This is a genomic window from Rothia sp. HMSC065D02 (assembly GCF_001815285.1).
GTDB lineage: Bacteria > Actinomycetota > Actinomycetes > Actinomycetales > Micrococcaceae > Rothia > Rothia dentocariosa.
In genome coordinates this window covers 74,485-93,041 of the sequence record NZ_KV820091.1, presented here as the reverse complement: position 1 = coordinate 93,041, position 18,557 = coordinate 74,485, and the positions used below count along the sequence as shown (strand labels likewise).

Sequence of the window (18,557 nt, the reverse complement as noted above, 5' to 3'; positions counted from 1 at the left end):
GGTTGTGATGAGATGGGGCGTGGGCACGCCAGTGTTTACGCCACTTTTACGGTGTATTCCAGGGCTTTGCTCGGGTACATGGTTACTGAGACGTATCCGTTGGCGGGGGTGCGCACATAGTCGAGGTAATCCTCCATAGACGGGCCAAATCCCTCAACATCGTCTACGGCAATCACGGCGCGGTCGGCAAGATGCGGCTCCAATAGCTGAAAGACGGGAAGCACCAGGTCAGGCCACCCGTCGAGAAGCACAAAATCGGGGCTGAAATCCAAGTCTTGCAGGGTCTTCAGCGCATCGCCTTCGCGTAGCTCGATATAGTCCGCAAGCCCCGCCCGCTCAAAATTTTTCCGCGCGGCCTCAGCCTTATGAGGCACGTATTCGCAGGTGATCACGCGGCCGCCATTGCGTTTTGCGGCGGCGGCAAGATACAGCGTCGAGATGCCGTAGGACGTACCAAACTCAACGATATTCCGCGCGCCGCTCGCCAGCGCCTGCATATACAGAAACTCGCCCTGCTGCGGGGTTATGGGGATGTATTTATCGGTATAAAAATCTTCGTTCTCGGTCTCCCAATCAATCCCCCTGCCTAAAATCTGGTGGATTTTCGGCAGAAAATGCATGAACATGCGCTTGCCCTGCTTGAGCGTGGCGTCGTAGAGGTCATAGAGTGTGTTTTCGACCGGTGGGTCGTTGAGGAATGTGAACATTTGCGGGGTTAATTTGGGCATGTGAATCTCCCGGATGCTTCGGCGCGTATTACCTGCACCACAAAATTCAGAGGTATACCCCTGAAAATAGTGCGGTCATGTGATTCTTCTTATCATGCCAGCGTCAGCAGGGGGAGTACAAGGGATTTGCGCGAAGACGCACAAAAGCCGAAACTCGCCGCCTCGACCTAGCTACCGCTCAAATCGGGTGAGGCGCATCGAATTGAGTACCACAAACACCGAACTGAACGCCATGGCCGCGCCCGCAATCATCGGGTTCAGCAACCCTGCCGCTGCGACCGGCACCGCGATAGTGTTGTATGCGAACGCCCAGAACAGATTCGACTTGATAGTGCGCAAAGTCGCCCGCGAAAGCCGCAGCGACGTGGGGATAGCGCGCATATCCGAGCGCATCAGCACAATATCCGCCGCCTGCACCGCAACATCCGTACCTGAGCCCATTGCCATGCCCAGGTCTGCGCGGGCCAGGGCGGGTGCATCGTTCACGCCGTCGCCAACCATCGCCACCCGGTAGCCTTCATCCTGAAGCTGCGCGATAACTTCGGATTTACGTTCGGGCGTGACCCCCGCGAAGACGTTCTCCGGCTTAATCCCCACGCTGGATGCGATAGCCTGGGCAACCTCGGGGGCGTCGCCGGTCAGCAGTACAGGCTCTAAGCCCAGTTCGTGAAGCTCAGCGATAGCCTGCGCCGACTCGGGCTTGGGGGAGTCCGCCAGCGCGATGAGCCCGACAGGCAAGGGATCTTTCGTGCCGATTGCGCGAGCCACAGCCACAGTGGTCAGCCCTTCCGAGCGCGCCTGCGCGAGCATCTGATGCTGCTTCTCGGTGAGTGCAACGCCCGCCTGCAGCAGGTATTCGGGGGTGCCCACCAGCACCAGGCGGCGGGACTCCCCGTCGGTATCGGCGGGCACAAGCTCACCGCGCACACCTCCGGGCACACCCTCAAAATTTTCGACGGTACCGAGAAATGCTCCATAATTTTCTGTCGCAAAACGCGCAATAGCGCGGGCTATTGGATGCTCGCTCAGCGCCTCCACGGCTGCGGCATCGCTCAGAATAGATACAGAACGTTCGCTCTTTAAAGAGGCGTTTTCGGCCGTGACTTCGGTGAAATCGTCGAAGGTCCCAAAGCGTGCCACGCGCATTGTGCCTTCGGTGACGGTCCCGGTTTTATCCAGCACGATGCGGTTCACTGTATGCGTAGTTTCCAGCACCTGCGCGTTGCGAATCAGTATGCCCAGCTGCGAGCCGCGCCCGGTGCCCGCCAGCAGCGCCGTGGGGGTCGCCAGACCGAGTGCGCACGGACAGGCGATCACCAGCACCGAAACCGCCGCATTGAACGCACGCGGCACATCGTGCGATACAACCAGCCACCCGATAAGGGTCAGGAGCGAAATCACCAGAATTATTGGCACGAAAATCGCAGAAACACGGTCGGCAAGGCGCGCGATGGGTGCCTTCGTTTCCTGAGCGGCGGCAACCAGCTCGCCCATTTTCGCGAGCGTCGTCTCAGAGCCCACGCGGGTTGCGCGCACCGTCAGCGACCCGGAGGTGTTCAGGGTTGCGCCGGTGACCGCATCGCCCGCCGAAACCTCGACAGGCACCGATTCGCCGGTCAGCAGGGAGGCGTCCACGGCGGAAGACCCTGCAATAACCGTGCCGTCGGTGGCGATTTTTTCACCCGGGCGCACCAGAAATTCGTCTCCCGGAAGGAGATCCTCGACCGGAATCTGCACCTCGCGCGTGGTTCCCCGCTTGTCGGTGCGAAGCAGGGTCGCGGTGCGTGCTCCCAAGCTCAGCAGGGTGCGCAGAGCCTCGGAAGAGCGGGTTCGTGTGCGGTGCTCAACTGCCCGCCCGATCAGCAGGAATAAAGTCACCATCGACGCCGAATCAAAATACAGTGGCGCATGGTTACCGCTCAAGAACATGCCGAGAATGCCCCCCTGCATGGGGTGAACATGCTCGGTCAGCCCGGGGTTCATGAACAGCTGTGCGAGTGAATACAGGTAGGCGACAATCACCCCGAGAGAAACCAGCGTGTCCATCGTGCTGCTGAAGTGGCGTGCGTTCGTGAGAGCGGCGCGGTGAAACGGCTCGGCGCTATAGACCGCAACCGGCAGCGTGATAAGCGCAAGCACCCAGCCCCAGTGCGGGAACTGGAACGTGGGGAACATCGAAATCAAGAAAATCGGCACACCCAGCAATAACGCCACAACGATGCGCCACCCCAAGCCCCCACTGCGCGCGTTGGTCGTCTCTTCGGACTCTGCATCGCGAACCTCGGTTTTGAGCGATGCCGTATACCCGGCGTTATTGACCGTTTCAATGATCTGTTCATCGGTAATATCGGCGGGAACGATCACGCGCGCAGACTCCAGCGGCAGGTTCACGGCGGGATCAACCCCCGGGATTTTGCGGAGTTTGCGTTCCACGCGGCCCACGCAGGATGCGCACGTCATGCCCTGAACATCCAGGTGGATAATGCGCGTCTGCCCGCCATTAGCCGAGGAATCGAAAAGAGAGCGCTCGTTCTCAGTTGTGGTGGATGCTGTTTGAGTTGAGTTACCCATGTTCTTCGCCTCTGTTCTTAATGCTCACGATGCTGTGCTGTCTTCGGGCTTTGCCTGCCGCAGTCCGCCCTGATCTATACTTCGCCTTCGTCTGGCAGTCCATCGGCACGGTTGCTGCGCGGTCGCTGCCCGGTTAGTTTCGAGCCTCGATCGTTCACCCCGCGAACCCGCGTGACGGCGGCACGCCTGAATGTGCGGCGTTGAGCGAGGGCGTCGTATGCGGTGCCGTGCACACCGGGATGCAGATTATCGCCGGTGCCGTCTGCGGGGGTATTCGCCGCATGATCCTGTGAGGAATGTATACGCGATGCGCCCCGCCGCTTCAGCCCGCGCTGATCCTCGCGCGCCGTGTAGGGGGTGGAGTCGCGCACCCACGCATCCAGCAGATCGGAGTCGAGTCCCATCTGCCGTGCCACGCGGGAAATCGCCTCGGTCAGGTGAATGTTCTCGGTGCCTACGAGTGCGCGCACTGCCCCGACCGCCATTGCCTGGTACTGCGGAGAATACGCCATGATTAGACGGCGGGAGTGAAGCCAGCTTCAACGATGGCATCCGCTACGGCTTGCGTATTGAGGGTGCCTTCGTGCTCGATGGTGACGGTTGAAACGCCGTCTTTGACCACGTCTACGTTCACGCCGGTGACGCCCGGAACTTCGCCGACTTCTTCACTCACGCTCATGGCGCAGTGGTTGCAGGTAAGGCCGGTTGCTTTGACGGTGGTGATTGCCATGATGGTTCCTTCCAGAAAATTTGGAATTACAAAACTTGTGGATGCGCTGCCCGCGTGTCAGCTGCGCATCATGCGGGATATGGCGGCGGTTGCCTCTTTGATTTTCTCATCAACGATCGTCGCATCACCTGTACGTTCGGATTCAATCGCGGCGTTGGTGACGCAATGCCCCATATGTTCTTCGAGCAGGTTGAGAGAGACCGCGTGAAGCGCTTTGGAAACCGCCGCGACCTGAGTAAGCACATCAATACAGTACTTGTCTTCCTCAACCATGCGGGCGATACCGCGCACTTGCCCCTCAATGCGGCGCAGGCGCTTCAAATGTGCCTCCTTGTTTGGGGTATACCCGTGTGGCTGTGCTGAGGAATCATGCTCTGTCATAGGTCTAGTATATACCCTAGGGGGGTATATCTCAAGGGGCGGTGAAGGTGATTTGATATATTGGCTTTATGCGTGCACCACACCCTCAACCGGTCTATACGCTTCCGCACGAGCAAACGGTGCTCAATACCCTGCGGAAGTATGGGGTGGTTAAAGCGCACCTATTCGGCAGCGCGGCACGCGGCGAGCTTACCCCCGCCAGTGATCTTGATTTTTTGATAGAGATGAAAGACTCCCCAGATTACGGCGTATTGTTGCGGTTATCTGAGGAGCTTGAGCAGATTACAGGGTACCCGGTCGATGTGCTGACCTCTATTAAGCCTGTTTTTCGCCCCTATATCGAACCCGACTTGACGGAGCTGCCGTTGTGAAAGTTCCAGACCCTTACATCATCATGGCGCTTGATGCAGGCAGACGCGTGCAGCGTTACACCCCAGAGTCTGCAGAAGCATTTTTTGAGTCAGAGCTTATACAAGATGCTATTTGTATGCGGCTGCAGGAAATGGGCGAGAATCTATCCAAAATTCGTCAACAGTTTCCTGATTATTACCAGGCTCACCATAGTGAGAGCTGGCACCGCCTGATCGGATTACGTAATGTTATCTCTCACGGTTACGGCGATATCGACCTCGATATTGTGTGGCGCATAGCTTCACAGCACCTATCAGGTGTGATGCAAGAGTTGAAGACCTTGCAGGCATCATCTCTTCCCGACCTGTAACCCGTCGTAGACTGAAACAGAAAAACCCCGGGGCGCAGAAACACTGCTGCACTCCGGGGTTTTATCTGGTTTTTGCTGAAGCGTTCGTGGTGTTTAACCGCGGCTTACATCCCCTGCGCCTGGATGGCGGTGATCGCCACCGTGTTGATGATGTCCTCAACGGTGGTACCGCGTGAAAGGTCGTTCACGGGCTTGCGCAGACCCTGCAGCACGGGGCCAACGGCGGGTGCACCCGAAGACTGCTGCACAGCCTTGTAGGTGTTGTTGCCGGTGTTCAGGTCGGGGAAAATGAACACGGTCGCCTGACCCGCCACCTGGCTGTCGGGCATCTTGGTCGAAGCAATCGACATGTTCGAGGCCGCATCGTACTGAATCGGGCCCTCCACCGCGAAATCCGGGTTAGAGGCGCGCACAATCTCGGTTGCCTCACGCACCACATCCACATCTGCACCAGAACCAGAAGTACCGGTCGAGTACGAGAGCATAGCCACCTTCGGATCAACCCCGAACTGGCGCGCAGTCTCGGCGGAAGCCTTCGCAATATCCGCCAGCTGCTCGGCATTCGGGTTCGGGTTCACGGCACAGTCGCCGTACACCAGCACGCGGTCTTCCATGAGCATCAGGAACACTGAAGACACAATCTTAGTGCCCGGGCGGGTCTTAATGAACTCCAGCGAGGGGCGAATCGTGTTCGCGGTCGTATTGATAGCGCCCGAGACCATGCCATCCGCAAGACCCTTGTAAACCAGCATCGTACCGAAATATGAGGGATCGCTCATGCGTTCACGCGCACCCTCAATAGTCATGCCCTTGTGCGCACGCAGCTCAGCATAAGTCGCCGCAAAATCCTCACTGTATTCGTTATTCGCAATGTCGATAATACGAATCGAGGCAGGCAAGTTAATACCCTCAGCCTGGCAGATTTCCGAGATCTTATCCGGGTTGCCCAGCAGAATCAGGTCACAGAAATCGCGGCGTGCAATCATCTCGGCGGCACGCAGAATACGCACATCATAACCCTCAGGCAGAACCACGGAACGGCGGTTCGCGCGGGCGGTCTCAATTAGGTTGTGCAGGAATCGCAGCGGAGTCATTGAAGCCGGGCGCTCAAGCTCAAGGCGTGAAAGCAGCTCTTCCTGGTTCACGTATTCATCCCAGCCACCGAATGCGCTCGCAAGCTTGCGGGCCTGGCCGTTAATCACGCTGCCGTGCACGCGGGAAACAGCGCGCGCCGACTTAAAGGTGTCGCGGTCGGTCGATAGTACTGGGAAAGGCGCGCTTTCAAGCAGGCTGCCCACAGCGGTGTTATTGCCGGGCAGGTTGTTGAGTCCGCCGGTGAGCAGCATGCCCGAAGGCGCCGGGAACGTGGGCGAAAGCGCGGATGCGAGGGTCGCAGCCACAACATCGGCGCGGTCGCCGGGAACGATCACAAAGTCGCCGTCGGCAAACTGGTTGAGGAAGTTTGAGACGGTCATTGCGGCAATCTTGATCTCGTTAATGTCACGGCCGAGATCTTCCTGCGACAGGTGCGAACCGTCGAGTTTGAGGGCGGAGACGACCTCCGCGATGGTAGGCTTACCCAAGTCTGCGATTTCGGGCAGAACGTAGACGGGGAACTTGTGCTCGCCCAGCTTGACGTTCTTCTCAATGCTCTCACGCAGCTCGGGGTCGGCACGGTTGACAATAATGGAGAACAGATCAACCTTGGCTGCCTTAAGTTCGGAACGTGCAACCTCTACGGCGTTGGTTGCTTCTTCGAGGGATGCCTCGTTCGCACCCACGATAGCGATCACGGGCAGACCTAAATCGCGGGATACCTGGGCGTTGAGATCGAACTCGACGGCGAGTGCGTTCTGGGCGGTCAGGTATATGCCGTCCACGATCACAACATCGCTGTGGGCGGCAATTTCTTCATAGGCGGAAACCGCGCGGGCTGAAATTTCTTCGGTGTTGCCCTCCGCAATGAACTCTAGTGCCTCGGTGAGCGATACTGCGCCGCCCACCTGCTCGTCAGAGAGGTTAAAGTGCTCTTTCATCAGGCGAATCATGGGGTCATCGCTGGCAGTTTCGCCCTTGAAAATGGGTCGGAAAAAGCCTACTCGATCGGCGCGCTTCACAAGGGAATCTGCGAGGCCCAGGGCGATCAGGGATTTGCCTGAGTCCTGGGTCATCGCCGAGAGATAAATGCCGGTGGTCATAGTGCTCCTTTGGCGTTGAACGTTCGGCGGGGGCGCGCTAACAATCCGGTACGTACGTTGGATGCGCCGGATGCGGCGACTCTCGTCGAGTTTGTCTTGTCCTTTCTATCTTATCGGGGTTGAGAGTCGGGCAAACCTTTTGTCGCGGTGCGAGAGGGATTGAAGACTGCATCATGGTGTGTTTTTGGTGCTTATTTTCGCAGTTAATATGGTTTTAGGTGGGGTTTGAGAAACTTTTTGTGGCGAAAAGCATGTTTTCATGCACTAAACACACAATCAAATATCTCGCCCTATCAAACGTCGCTTTCACGCAGGATTATGCAAAATTCTTGTACTTTCAGCGAAAGTCCTCAGGGTGTGTGTAGCGGCCCTCTGTAGATTTTTCGTGTGAGAACCTACGATTGAAATATGTTGTTTGCATTTTCTGTAGCTCCCACGGGCGGGGGTTCCGCCGACGGTTCTGTTCACGATGCGGTTGCCGAGGCCGTATCTATCGTTCGTTCTTCCGGTCTGCCGCATCAAACCGGGTCTATGTTCACCACGATTGAGGGCGACTGGGACGAGTGCATGGATGTTATTAAACGCGCTACCGAGGCGGTGACGAAACGTGCCCCGCGCGTCTCACTGGTGGTCAAGGCCGATATTCGCCCCGGTCACGATCATGGCGAAATTGAGGGTAAGGTGCAGCGTCTCAATGCGGCTATAGATCAGATGGAATCTGGTAAATAAGCTCGGAATACTGGCTTGACAAGGCTATATGTTGTATGCGGCATATAGAATTAACGGCTATCATGGCGATGCTCTATGCGTGCGTAACGGGCGGTGCTTACAGTCCTTGTAAAGGTACTCCTAGCCGTTGAAATACGTGTGCCGCAGGAACACTCAACTGTATTCCAGATGCGGCATATACGGCTGACCCGGTAGCTCGGGCAGCGACAGGCAGGTTCGCGGTTTAGGACTCGAATTCCTGCCTGCTGCCCGAACCTAGCGTAGGCTTATGTGCATGGCGAAAAAGAAAAACCGCAGCGCTGCCTCACGCCGCGCCGAGCATCCGCACAAAACAGGTGCGGTTGCCGGTGTGTACCCCATTTCGACCGGTGAGGCTGAGCTTGTGCCCGATGGTTACCATTCTGATGGTTGGCTTCTGCTCATCAACGGTGTGCAGTCTTCGCATGTAATAGTGGGGCAGCCGCGCATGCTCGATTTTGAGTACATGCGCTGGATTGTTGCGGTTCTCGACTCGCATATTCAGACTCATCTTAATCCCGAAAAACTGCGTATCACCCATCTGGGCGGCGGGGCGTGTTCTCTAGCGCGCTATTGCGCGGACGTATACCCAAATTCACGCAATACCGTTGTGGAGCTTGATGCCAAGCTGGCCGAACATGTGCGTGACTGGTTTGATATTCCTAAGTCGCCGCGCGTAAAAATTCGGGTGGGTGATGCAGGCACCGTCACTCGCTCGTTTGCGCCAGAATCGCGCGATGTAGTTATTCGCGATGTGTTCGCGGTAGATAAAACTCCGGTGGAACTTACGAGTGTGGATTTCGTGCGGACGGTTGATCACTCCCTGGTGCCCGGTGGGCTGTATATTCTCAACTGCGGCGATGACCGCACGCTTAATGCCGCCCGTGCCGAAGCCGCCGCCTTGCTTGAGGTGTTTGAATACGTGAGTATTGTGGCCGATTCTGCAATGCTCAAAGGAAGGCGGCGAGGAAATATTATTCTGGTGGGTTCGCATGTTCCGCTTCCGCAGCTTGGAAGTGCCGAGGCGGCATCTATTTCTCGTGTCCTCATGGGTGGGGGAGTACCTGCCCAGTATTGGGATACTGAGAAGGTTCGGGCCTTCGCCCGGAAGGGTGCATAAATCGCATTTGTCTAACCCTGATACCTGCTATATGCCTGATCGGGAATATGGCATATATCGGCATAAATTTATATTTATACTAGTCAAACACTTATATTCCTATATCGGAATATATTTTATGTACCCAAAAAGCACTTACCCAAGCTGCGGAAAATAAGGATGCAGTTTCTCGCGAAGCACCCGCGAAGAAGGATAAAAATCTTCCCACCGAACCTGAACCATATGCCAACCTTCGGGGGTCGGTGCATCCGCGTGAGGAAGCGCGGCATCGGAAGCCACCATTGCAAGACCCACCCGCTGTTCGAGCCACACGAAACTCGCTTGCTGGGTGCGTAACATGCGGTACACACCCGCATAGTCCGAGGCACGGTTCGAGGTATGCGCATCCGAAGTCCCCAGCAGATATGCTTCAAAATCCAGCCGATGCACGGGCGCGGGAAGACCCATCTCAACCAACTGCAGACGCGCCACACTTTCTAAGAGCGAGCCGCTGCGGGCATCCGCATGCGTGGCAATATGGGTGGCCGCCGAATTTTGACTAGCCTGCAAACGCGGCAAAATCTCTTCGGGGCCAAGCATTCGACGGTGCAGTGCGGCATCGACAAGGGCGCATCCTTCAAGAACGGGAAGTGTGCGGGCACAATCCAGGAGGGTCTGCGAGAGCTCGGTAACCCGAAAATTCGGGCGTAAGACCGTCACCTGCGCCGGGGCTTCATTGTTTGTATGCTCCAGAATGCCGTCCGACGCCGCCCCTCGCACCGAATATCCGGCGAGCACATGCAAATTCTGCGGCATATGCAGAAGCGGCAGACCGTATAGAAACGCCGCCGAAGACAGGCAAAACACACATGTAGAATCACGCAGCGCCAGCGCGGTGTGGCGCGCTAAAACTTGAAGGGAAGGAGTAAAAGAATCCCAGACCGATGCGGCAATATACACCCCTTGAAGCACGCTGACCAGCTCTTTTGTGCGTAGTTTACGCCGCATTGTGGTGCGGGTATACCCGGAATTAAGCAGCCTTTCCTGGGTATAAAGCTGATCAAGAAGCGTGAAGTTGGGTGACATATCCTCAAGTATGGCACGACATGAACACCACTCAGTGCACGAAGACGATATGCGTCATAGAGCTCAACCTTGTGTTAAATAACGTCTCATCCTGCGAGCTTGTGGCGGTGCCGAACCCACCTCGCGCTAAGATTGAACCCATGCGATACACCTACCTTGGACCCTCAGGCACCTTCACCGAATCCGCCCTGCTTTCCGTGCCCGGCGTGGTCGGTGCCGAACGCATTCCCGCCACCAGCGTGCCTAATGCGCTCGAACGTCTTCGCAGTGGCGATGTGGATGCCGCCATGGTGCCCATTGAGAATTCGGTCGAAGGCGGGGTGAGCGCTACTCTTGATGCGATCGCGGTTTCCGAGGGAATGCGCATTATCCGCGAGGTTCTGGTGCCCATCAGGTTCGTGCTGGTCGCGGCGCGTCCGCTCGCTTTGGAAGATATTAAAACCGTTTCAACCCACTCGCACGCCTGGGCCCAGGTGCGGCAATGGGCAGATGAGACTATCCCCACCGCTGAGTATCTACCCGGTTCCTCTACTGCGGCAGCAGCCGTGGGTCTGCTTGACCCTTCCTGCGCATATGATGCCGCGATTTGTTCCCCCGCGCTTTTGGCAACTCACCCCGACCTGCATGTGCTCGCCGAGGACATTGGCGATAACAAAAACGCCGTCACCCGGTTTGTGCTTATCAGCAGCACCGCGGATATTCCAGAGCCTACCGGTGCCGATAAGACGACGCTCACGATCCCTCTGCCCGAAAATCGAGAGGGAACTCCCGAAAACCGTTCGGGTGCGCTCCTGGAACTGCTCGAACAGTTTGCTTCGCGCGGCGTTAACCTCTCACGCATCGAATCGCGCCCCACCGGCAGGCAGATGGGATCCTATATGTTCAGCGTGGATGCAGACGGGCATATTTATGAGGCTCGAATGCGCGATGCCCTGCGCGGCCTGCACCGCATAGCACCCGGCATTAAATACCTGGGATCATATCCGCGTGCCGACCGGCAGCCCACCGTTGCGCCGCGCATCCACTCCGAGAATTCGTTCGATGCGGCCCACGCCTGGGTGGAATCGCTCTTCCCGGGTGGGCGACCGGCGCATCTGAAACGCTAAACCCCCTGCGATCGTATAAGAACGCTCGTGATGTGAATACAGAGGGTTTTCAACACTTTATTTATATCAAGGCTCTTTTTACGGCTGGGGGCGACTGGGTACTATTGATATGTGATTGATATTAACCTCCTCCGCGAAAACCCCGAGATTTTCCGCGCCTCCCAGCGAGCACGCGGCAAAGACGAAGCCCACGTAGACCGTATTCTTGAGGCGGATGCCGCACGCCGCGCCTCGATCGGCACCTACGAGAACCTGCGTGCCGAACAGAACGCCTTCGGTAAACAGGTGGCGAAGGCACCCAAGGAAGAGAAACCCGCTCTCGTAGCGCAGGCGAAAGAACTCGCCGCCCACGTGGCAAATGCGAAAGCGGCATCTGAGGCGAAAACCGCCGAATATGAAGAGCTGCTAAGCTCCATCGAAAACCTGATTATCGACGGCGTACCCACCGGCGGCGAAGACGACTTCGTGGTGCTCAAAGAAGTCGGCACCCCCCGCGATTTCGCCGCAGAAGGTTTTGAACCGCGCGACCACCTGGAAATAGGCGAACTCATCGGCGGCATCGATATGGCGCGCGGCGCCAAGGTCTCCGGTTCGCGCTTCTACTTCCTCAAAGGGCAGGTTGCCCGCCTGGAGCAGGCGCTCATGTGGATGGCACTCGATCTGGCAACAGCCAACGGCTTCACCATGATGACAACCCCCACCCTCGTGCGCCCCGAAATCATGAACGGAACCGGGTTCAATGTCAAGCACGACGACGAAATATACCGCCTCGAACGTGACGACCTGTACCTGGTCGGCACCTCGGAGGTGGCGCTTGCGGGCTACCATATGGATGAAATACTCGACCTTGGCGACGGACCCAAAAAATACTTGGGCTGGTCATCCTGCTATCGCCGCGAAGCCGGTGCCGCAGGTAAAGACACCCGCGGTATCATTCGCGTGCACCAGTTCAACAAGGCCGAAATGTTCGTCTACTGCCAGGTGGAGCAGGCGGAAGAAATACACGAGCAGATGCGCGCCCTCGAAGAGGAAATGCTGCAAAAATGCGGCCTTGCGTATCGCGTGATTGATACCGCCGCAGGGGATCTGGGCACCTCTGCCGCACGCAAATTCGACTGTGAGGCGTGGGTTCCCACCCAGGGCACCTACCGCGAGCTGACCTCGACCTCGAACTGCACCACCTACCAGGCACGCCGCCTGAACATACGCGAACGCACCGCAGACACCGTAGACGATGCGGGCAATGTGCGTAAGGGGCGTACCCGCGCGGTCGCAACCCTCAACGGCACCTTGGCGACTACCCGTTGGATTGTGGCGATTCTGGAGACACACCAGCAGCCCGACGGTTCGGTGCGTATCCCCGAAGCACTGCGCCCGTATATGGGCGGTGCTGAGGTTATTCCGGTCGTGTCGTAGATTTGAGATAGTTTGAGGGGTGCTGGAGTGGGTCTCCACTCCGGGCGCACCTTGATTCCCTCGCGCGCTCGGAAGGTGCGGCCCACCGTCCCCTCAGCATCCGGGCGGTTCGGTGCGTATCCCTGAAGCACTGCGCCCGTATATGGGTGATGCTGAGGTTATTCCTGTGGTGTAAAAACGGGTACTTCGCCGAGTCGCTAGAGGCTGATAAAACAGCTATGGCGGTGTGATAGCATGATGATATTACTTTGATATGCAAAGTCATCTTTTCGCACACGAAGAAGGGGCTCAGAAGCGGGAACTTCCGAGCCCCAGGTGGGGACTACTTCAAGATTTCCAGTAGGTTCTTGACGTAATCATAGATGGCTGACACGACCCAGGATGATCCGTCCGTGAGGATGAAGCTCACGAGGATTGCCTGGGTCGTTTCTATGAATTCATAGAAAGACATCCTAACCACACCACCTCTCTGCCCCAAGAATCAACGCGCAGGGATTTCACTTTGATATGCGTGGCGCGTGCGTACCCCGGGAAGAGGGCAGTATTAACTTTACCTAACAAATATAAGCGGAAGCTCGAAAATACGGTCTACACATTCACTTAACAGGGTTCATATAGAATGATATTGGGTGTATTGTTGGTATGTGTTTAAGTACGCACCTGAGACTTCTACACATTATTTCTATTTCTATTCATTCACCTCTTCAGCAGTAAAAGTAATAATTCTTTTATGGGTGTAACTACATTTGTGTGTATTCATATGTGATAACACAGATGTATTCAGCCTTTATCGCTCTTGAAAGGAACTGTTGATGGTGGATTCTTCGTCTCCGGTGGTGATGCGTGATGTTGTTCAGAAGTTTGGTAGTACTACTGTTTTGCATGGTCTTGATCTGACGGTTAATCCTGGTGAGATTGTTGCTCTTTTAGGGCCGAATGGTGCGGGGAAAAGTACTGCGGTCGATATTATTTTGGGTCTGGCTAAACCGTATGCTGGGTCGGTTGAGGTTTTTGGGGCGACTCCGCAGCGTGCTGTTAAGGCGGGGCGTGTTGCTGCTGTGCAGCAGGATGGTGGTTTGCTTCCTGATTTGACGGTTAAAGAGACCGTGCAGTATATGGCGTCTTTGTATGGCAAGCTTAAGAATGTTTCTGCTGTTCTGGCTCAGGCCGGGCTTGAGGGTAATGCTAAGACGCTTGTGCAGAAATGTTCTGGTGGGCAGAAGCAGCGTCTTCGTTTTGCTATTGCGTTGTTGACTGATCCGGATTTTTTGATTCTTGATGAGCCCACGGCTGGTATGGATGTGCAGGGTCGCCGTGATTTTTGGGCGTCGGTGACTCAGTCGGGGGATCATCAGCGTGCTGTTTTGTTTGCGACTCATTATTTGGCTGAGGTTGATGAGTTTGCTGATCGTGTGGTGGTTATTAATCAGGGGCATGTGGTAGCTGATGGGACTCCTGCCGAGATCAGGTCGTATGCGCGGGGTTCTACTTTGCGTGCGACGGTCAATGATGCGTGGACGTCTGAGCAGGTTGAGGAGCGTCTTGCGGAGCTTCGTGCTCTTGATGGTGTGAGTGCAGTATCGTTGCACGGTATTCGCTTGGAAATCTCTGCTGCTGATGCCGATGTTGTTGCTTCGCATATGCTTGCTGGTGGGTTCGCTAAGAACCTGGAGATCACATCGTCTTCCTTAGATGATGCGTTTGTGTTACTGACCGAGACCGATTCCGAAGGAGAGCGCAAGAATGCCAAATAACACTAGTGCCCAGGCGGCGAGTCTTCCTCAAGTGCGTCCTGTGTGGATTAATAGCACTGTTGTTCTGTTAGAGTTGCGCAGGAAGTTCCGTAACTTGCGGATCTTTCTCCTGGCTATTTTGCTTCCTGTTATGTTCTTCTTTATGATCGCCTACCCGCAGCGGGACAGGCTGGAAGGGTCGGTGAATAGCGGGACTTACTATATGATCGGGTTCAGTGCCTATGCTGCTATTGTTTCTAGTTCGGCTGTCGGTGCTGCTATTCCGATTGAGCGTGTCCAGGGGTGGTCGCGTGCTCTTGCGCTGACGCCGTTCCGGCCTTTGGGGTACGTTATGACGAAGGTGCTCTCGTCTATGTTGCTGGGGGCTATCGCTGTTGTGGTGATGATGGTTCTGGGGTTTGTGACGGGTATGCCTTTGGATGCGTGGCAGGCGGCGCAGTCGTCACTCATTATTATTGCTGGCAGTTCTGCTTTTGCTGCGTTTGGTATTTTTGTGGGCTATTTTATGTCTGCTGATAGTGCGCAAACGCTTATTAATCTTATTATCTCTGTGTTCTCTATGTTTGGCGGGTTGTTTCTTCCGCTGTCCTTTTTTCCTCAGGCGCTTCAGGATATTGTGCATTGGTTGCCGTCGTACGGGTTAGGTGTTTTGGCTCGTTTGCCTGTGGGGGTGGAGTGGGATCCTTGGGCTTTGGTGAACCTGGTGGCGTGGCTGGTGATTTTTGTGGCGGGTGCGGCTTGGTGCTTGAGTAAGGATACGCACAGGGTCTAGTTTCTGCCCCCTCAATCGTGCGGGGGAACCCGCCAACGGCGGAAGTACGGTGTGCTAGCATGAAGATATTACTGAAATGGAAAGCTACATAATTTTATGTATGTAGCGGAGAGGCTCGGTGGATTGCAACGACCGAACCCCTCCTTGTGAGTTGATACTACTTCAGGTTGCGGATAACAACCTTGAGAGCATCAAGAGCATGCAAAACAGCCTGAGCTGATCCATCGGTAAGGATGAGACTTACCAGGATTGCTTGGGCTGTTTCCATGAGTTCGAAGAACGTCATGGCTCTACTCACCTCCCCTCTGCCCCAAGAATCAACGCGCAGGGATTTACTGAAATGGATGTACTGCGGCGCACCCCGGGAAGAGGGCAGTATTACCTTTACCTAAAAAGTATGTGGTGGATTTGGTGCGAGATAGAGGATGAGCAGTCGGGTGCCATCGCTTGCGAGTATCAGTGTGTTAACATGGGGGATATCTACTATTGCTTTCCGCATCAAGCGGAAGGAGCTGGCTCTCTGACCTGCCAGCCCCTTCCTGGCGGGTAACACTAACTCAAGATATTACGGATATGCTTGATAGTGTTATGGATGATGAAAACGACCTGAGCTGATCCATTGGTAAGGATAAGACTTACCAGGATTGCTTGGGTCGCTTCTATGAATTCATAGAAAGACATCCTTCCCACCCCCTCTCCGCCCCGGGAGTCAACGCAGGGATGTATCTACTATTGCGTGCTGCGGACCCACCCTGCGAAGAGGGCAATAATAACTTTACCCGACAAATATTTGGGTGATTCTCTAAAACCTGCGCTTTTCGTCAGTGTTGGCAAACTCAATATCGCTGCACCCGGTACTCTAAAGATATGTCCCTTTTTCGGAACCTTGTTGGTGCATCCGCCGCGGCAGCGACTCTCACGGCGGTTGCTCGGCGTGTTCGCAAGCACGCGCAGCGCATCGTTACGCCCCTCGGAATCTGGAGTACCCTGCCCGTCGCTCAAGAGCGGCACGTCGGTATTGTGTATAACCCCAGCAAGTCGAGCACCCACGCGGTAGTTAATATTCTGGAACGTACCGTGGTTGCCAACGGCTGGAAACCCGCTCTCGCGAGTACCACTCGTATCGACGAACCCGGCACCCAGGCTGCTCGCGATCTGATCGATCGGGGCGTCGATACCCTGCTCGCGGTCGGCGGGGACGGAACCGTGCGCGCGGTCGCCGCCGCCATTCAAGAAGCCAGGAGTCGGGGCAAAGACGTCACGCTCGGTATTATTCCGCTGGGGACAGGCAACCTGCTGGCACGCAACCTGCGTCTGCCTATCACCGATATAGCCGCCTGCATTAACATTGCGCTCAACGGAACGCACCAGATGGTCGATGCTATCGACATGAGCGCCGAATCGGCGGAAGGCGACGTTACTAACCACATGTTCTACGTGATGAGCGGCGCCGGGTTTGATGCGCTCGTCATGAACGACGCCAACGAAGACCTTAAAGCGCGTATCGGCTGGTTAGCCTATGTGCACAGCGGGCTGAACCATATCTTCGGGCACTCCCACAAGGTCAGAATACAGCTCGACGACGATGAACCTTTCGAAGCACGTGCGCGTTCGGTGCTCATCGCCAATTGCGGGCGGCTGCAGGGCGGACTGCAGCTGACCGATATTACCGAGGTTAATGACGGCAACCTCGAAGTGATCATCGTATCGCCGCGCACCATCCTGGAATGGGGTCTTCTGACCGCAAAAGTGGTTCGCCGCGCCCTGCCCGGTTCATCGCGCACCTCTCTGCCGGTCATGCGCCATTATGTGGGACATCAGGTCTCACTGGACATGCTTTCGGGTGCCCAGCCTATTGAAGTCGACGGCGATTTAGCACCCTCGGCGATCAGGCTGCAGGCGCGCATCGTGCCGAGCGCTCTCAGCGTGAATGTGCACCCGGATGCGCTCACAACCTAGAACCTCGACCCGCCCGAGCGCCTGTGTTTATGTGGCTTAACCTTCTTTGATGTGGTGTCTTCACCGGTTATCTCGCTTTAAACACCTTTTTAGTGCGAAAATGAGATGAAAGTTTGTTTCAAGAAAGAAGAGAAGTTCATGCTTATCCTCGTTGTGAACGCGGGTTCCTCATCCCTCAAATACCAGGTGCGCGACACCTCTGCGCCTGAAGCCGAGCAAATGATTACCTCAGGGCTTATCGAAAATATCGGCACTGACGTTCCCGACCACGAAGTCGCTCTGCACATGATGGCTGAGAAACTCGAAGGCGTGCTGCACGGTCGTCAGCTGCAGGCTATCGGTCACCGCGTGGTGCAGGGTGCCGAGAAGTTTACCCACCCCGTGCTGCTCAACGAGCAGGTGATCGACGAGATCGATGCGCTCTCACCGCTTGCGCCTCTGCACAACCCCGCGCACGTGAAGGGTATGCGTGCTGCCTTCCACACGTGGCCAGATTTGCCGCAGGTTGCTGTGTTCGATACCGCATTCCACTCGACCATGCCCGAGCACGCCTGGCGCTACGCTATTCCTTATGACCTGGCTGATAAGTACAGTATTCGCCGCTACGGCTTCCACGGCACCAGCCATGAATATGTCTCTCATGTTGCCGCAGATATGCTCGGTATTGCCCGCGACGAGTTCAACGGTGTGGTGGCGCACTTGGGTAATGGCGCATCCGTGACTGCCGTGAAGGGCGGAAAGTCCGTGGATACGTCGATGGGCTACACTCCTCTGGCTGGTCTAGTGATGGGTACCCGTTCGGGCGATATTGACCCCTCTGCGCTGACCACGATTCTCACCCGCGACCCCGAGATCGACGCGGAACGCCTGGATACCATTCTCAACAAGGAGTCCGGCCTGCTGGCGCTGGCGGGTTCCAACGATATGCGTAAGGTGGTGGAGTCTGCGCAGTCGGGCGATGAGCGTGCACAGTTGGCTCTGGATATGACCGCATACCGCCTGATGAAGTACATCGGCGGCTACAACCTGGTGGTTGGCGGTGCGCAGGCGCTTATTTTCACCGCAGGTATTGGCGAGAACTCCGGCGACTTCCGCAAGCTGGTGCTGGATCGCCTGGCGCCGTTGGGTATTCGCTACAACGAGGAAGAGAATATGAAGCGTTCCCCCGAACCGCGCCTGATCTCGACCGAGGATTCGAGCATCGCCGTGTTCGTCATCCCCACCAACGAGGAGAAGGCGATCGCCGAGGCTACCGAGGAGCTCGTCGCGTAGCAGTATCTTCTACTTCT

The 18,557-nt window shown here is 56.2% G+C and carries 18 protein-coding genes; 10 read left to right on the top strand and 8 right to left on the bottom strand.

Translation table 11 applies throughout. The features are described 5' to 3' along the window. Nucleotides 1–35: 35 nt before the first annotated feature. From HMPREF3016_RS06850 to HMPREF3016_RS06830, 5 genes are all read right to left on the bottom strand, one after another. Nucleotides 36–728, bottom strand: coding sequence for an O-methyltransferase (locus HMPREF3016_RS06850; RefSeq protein WP_048755346.1), 693 nt, complete (start codon nucleotides 726–728; stop codon nucleotides 36–38). A 171-nt stretch (nucleotides 729–899) separates the two neighbouring features. Then, nucleotides 900–3,299 carry a heavy metal translocating P-type ATPase gene (locus tag HMPREF3016_RS06845; RefSeq protein ID WP_070741261.1) on the bottom strand — a complete coding sequence of 800 codons (2,400 nt, stop codon included), beginning with the start codon at nucleotides 3,297–3,299 and terminating at the stop codon, nucleotides 900–902. Nucleotides 3,300–3,373: 74 nt separating this feature from the next. Then, a complete protein-coding gene (locus HMPREF3016_RS06840; protein ID WP_037236555.1) occupies nucleotides 3,374–3,811 on the bottom strand; it encodes a hypothetical protein in 438 nt (145 codons plus the stop codon). A gap of 2 nt (nucleotides 3,812–3,813) precedes the next feature. Continuing rightward, the gene (locus HMPREF3016_RS06835; protein ID WP_004005811.1) at nucleotides 3,814–4,029 is read right to left on the bottom strand and encodes a heavy-metal-associated domain-containing protein; all 216 of its coding nucleotides are present in this window, start codon (nucleotides 4,027–4,029) and stop codon (nucleotides 3,814–3,816) included. 57 nt (nucleotides 4,030–4,086) lie between these two features. Further along, nucleotides 4,087–4,410: a metal-sensitive transcriptional regulator gene (locus HMPREF3016_RS06830; RefSeq protein WP_023133508.1), complete on the bottom strand. Its 324-nt coding sequence runs from the start codon at nucleotides 4,408–4,410 to the stop codon at nucleotides 4,087–4,089. Nucleotides 4,411–4,478: 68 nt separating this feature from the next. On the opposite strand from HMPREF3016_RS06830, the gene HMPREF3016_RS06825 reads away from it, so the two are divergent. Together HMPREF3016_RS06825 and HMPREF3016_RS06820 are read left to right on the top strand one after the other, a co-directional pair. Continuing rightward, entirely contained in the window at nucleotides 4,479–4,781 is a 303-nt protein-coding gene (locus HMPREF3016_RS06825; protein ID WP_070741259.1) for a nucleotidyltransferase family protein, read from the top strand. Next, nucleotides 4,778–5,131 (top strand): HepT-like ribonuclease domain-containing protein, encoded by a 354-nt coding sequence (locus tag HMPREF3016_RS06820; RefSeq protein ID WP_070741257.1) that lies wholly within the window; start codon nucleotides 4,778–4,780, stop codon nucleotides 5,129–5,131. Before HMPREF3016_RS06825 ends, HMPREF3016_RS06820 begins: the two co-directional genes overlap by 4 nt. Before the next feature lie 104 nt (nucleotides 5,132–5,235). On the opposite strand, the gene pta is transcribed toward HMPREF3016_RS06820, so the two are convergent. Beyond that, on the bottom strand, nucleotides 5,236–7,329 hold the full coding sequence (gene pta, locus HMPREF3016_RS06815) for a phosphate acetyltransferase (RefSeq protein ID WP_004005808.1): 2,094 nt from the start codon (nucleotides 7,327–7,329) through the stop codon (nucleotides 5,236–5,238). A gap of 408 nt (nucleotides 7,330–7,737) precedes the next feature. On the opposite strand from pta, the gene HMPREF3016_RS06810 reads away from it, so the two are divergent. Next, nucleotides 7,738–8,058: a thiamine-binding protein gene (locus tag HMPREF3016_RS06810; protein WP_037231395.1), complete on the top strand. Its 321-nt coding sequence runs from the start codon at nucleotides 7,738–7,740 to the stop codon at nucleotides 8,056–8,058. Between the two features lie 274 nt (nucleotides 8,059–8,332). Beyond that, nucleotides 8,333–9,196, top strand: a complete 864-nt coding sequence (locus HMPREF3016_RS06805; RefSeq protein WP_070741254.1) for a spermidine synthase — start codon at nucleotides 8,333–8,335, stop codon at nucleotides 9,194–9,196. 135 nt (nucleotides 9,197–9,331) lie between these two features. On the opposite strand, the gene HMPREF3016_RS06800 is transcribed toward HMPREF3016_RS06805, so the two are convergent. Beyond that, on the bottom strand, nucleotides 9,332–10,261 hold the full coding sequence (locus tag HMPREF3016_RS06800) for a hypothetical protein (protein ID WP_070741251.1): 930 nt from the start codon (nucleotides 10,259–10,261) through the stop codon (nucleotides 9,332–9,334). A gap of 140 nt (nucleotides 10,262–10,401) precedes the next feature. On the opposite strand from HMPREF3016_RS06800, the gene pheA reads away from it, so the two are divergent. The 4 genes from pheA (at nucleotide 10,402) to HMPREF3016_RS06780 (ending at nucleotide 15,309) form a co-directional block, all read left to right on the top strand. Beyond that, nucleotides 10,402–11,367: a prephenate dehydratase gene (pheA, locus tag HMPREF3016_RS06795; protein ID WP_070741435.1), complete on the top strand. Its 966-nt coding sequence runs from the start codon at nucleotides 10,402–10,404 to the stop codon at nucleotides 11,365–11,367. A gap of 111 nt (nucleotides 11,368–11,478) precedes the next feature. Next, nucleotides 11,479–12,783 (top strand): serine--tRNA ligase, encoded by a 1,305-nt coding sequence (gene serS, locus HMPREF3016_RS06790; protein ID WP_070741248.1) that lies wholly within the window; start codon nucleotides 11,479–11,481, stop codon nucleotides 12,781–12,783. A gap of 812 nt (nucleotides 12,784–13,595) precedes the next feature. After that, complete coding sequence (locus HMPREF3016_RS06785; protein WP_070741245.1) at nucleotides 13,596–14,537, top strand: ABC transporter ATP-binding protein; 942 nt, start codon at nucleotides 13,596–13,598, stop codon at nucleotides 14,535–14,537. Next, on the top strand, nucleotides 14,527–15,309 hold the full coding sequence (locus tag HMPREF3016_RS06780; protein WP_070741242.1) for an ABC transporter permease: 783 nt from the start codon (nucleotides 14,527–14,529) through the stop codon (nucleotides 15,307–15,309). The genes HMPREF3016_RS06785 and HMPREF3016_RS06780 overlap by 11 nt, the downstream gene beginning before the upstream one ends. Nucleotides 15,310–15,466: 157 nt before the next feature. On the opposite strand, the gene HMPREF3016_RS10815 is transcribed toward HMPREF3016_RS06780, so the two are convergent. Continuing rightward, nucleotides 15,467–15,595 carry a cell division protein FtsL gene (locus HMPREF3016_RS10815; protein ID WP_080513857.1) on the bottom strand — a complete coding sequence of 43 codons (129 nt, stop codon included), beginning with the start codon at nucleotides 15,593–15,595 and terminating at the stop codon, nucleotides 15,467–15,469. A 581-nt stretch (nucleotides 15,596–16,176) separates the two neighbouring features. On the opposite strand from HMPREF3016_RS10815, the gene HMPREF3016_RS06770 reads away from it, so the two are divergent. Together HMPREF3016_RS06770 and HMPREF3016_RS06765 are read left to right on the top strand one after the other, a co-directional pair. Continuing rightward, nucleotides 16,177–17,268 carry a diacylglycerol/lipid kinase family protein gene (locus tag HMPREF3016_RS06770; protein ID WP_004005801.1) on the top strand — a complete coding sequence of 364 codons (1,092 nt, stop codon included), beginning with the start codon at nucleotides 16,177–16,179 and terminating at the stop codon, nucleotides 17,266–17,268. Nucleotides 17,269–17,406: 138 nt separating this feature from the next. Continuing rightward, nucleotides 17,407–18,540, top strand: coding sequence for an acetate/propionate family kinase (locus HMPREF3016_RS06765; RefSeq protein ID WP_004005800.1), 1,134 nt, complete (start codon nucleotides 17,407–17,409; stop codon nucleotides 18,538–18,540). Nucleotides 18,541–18,557 lie beyond the last annotated feature (17 nt).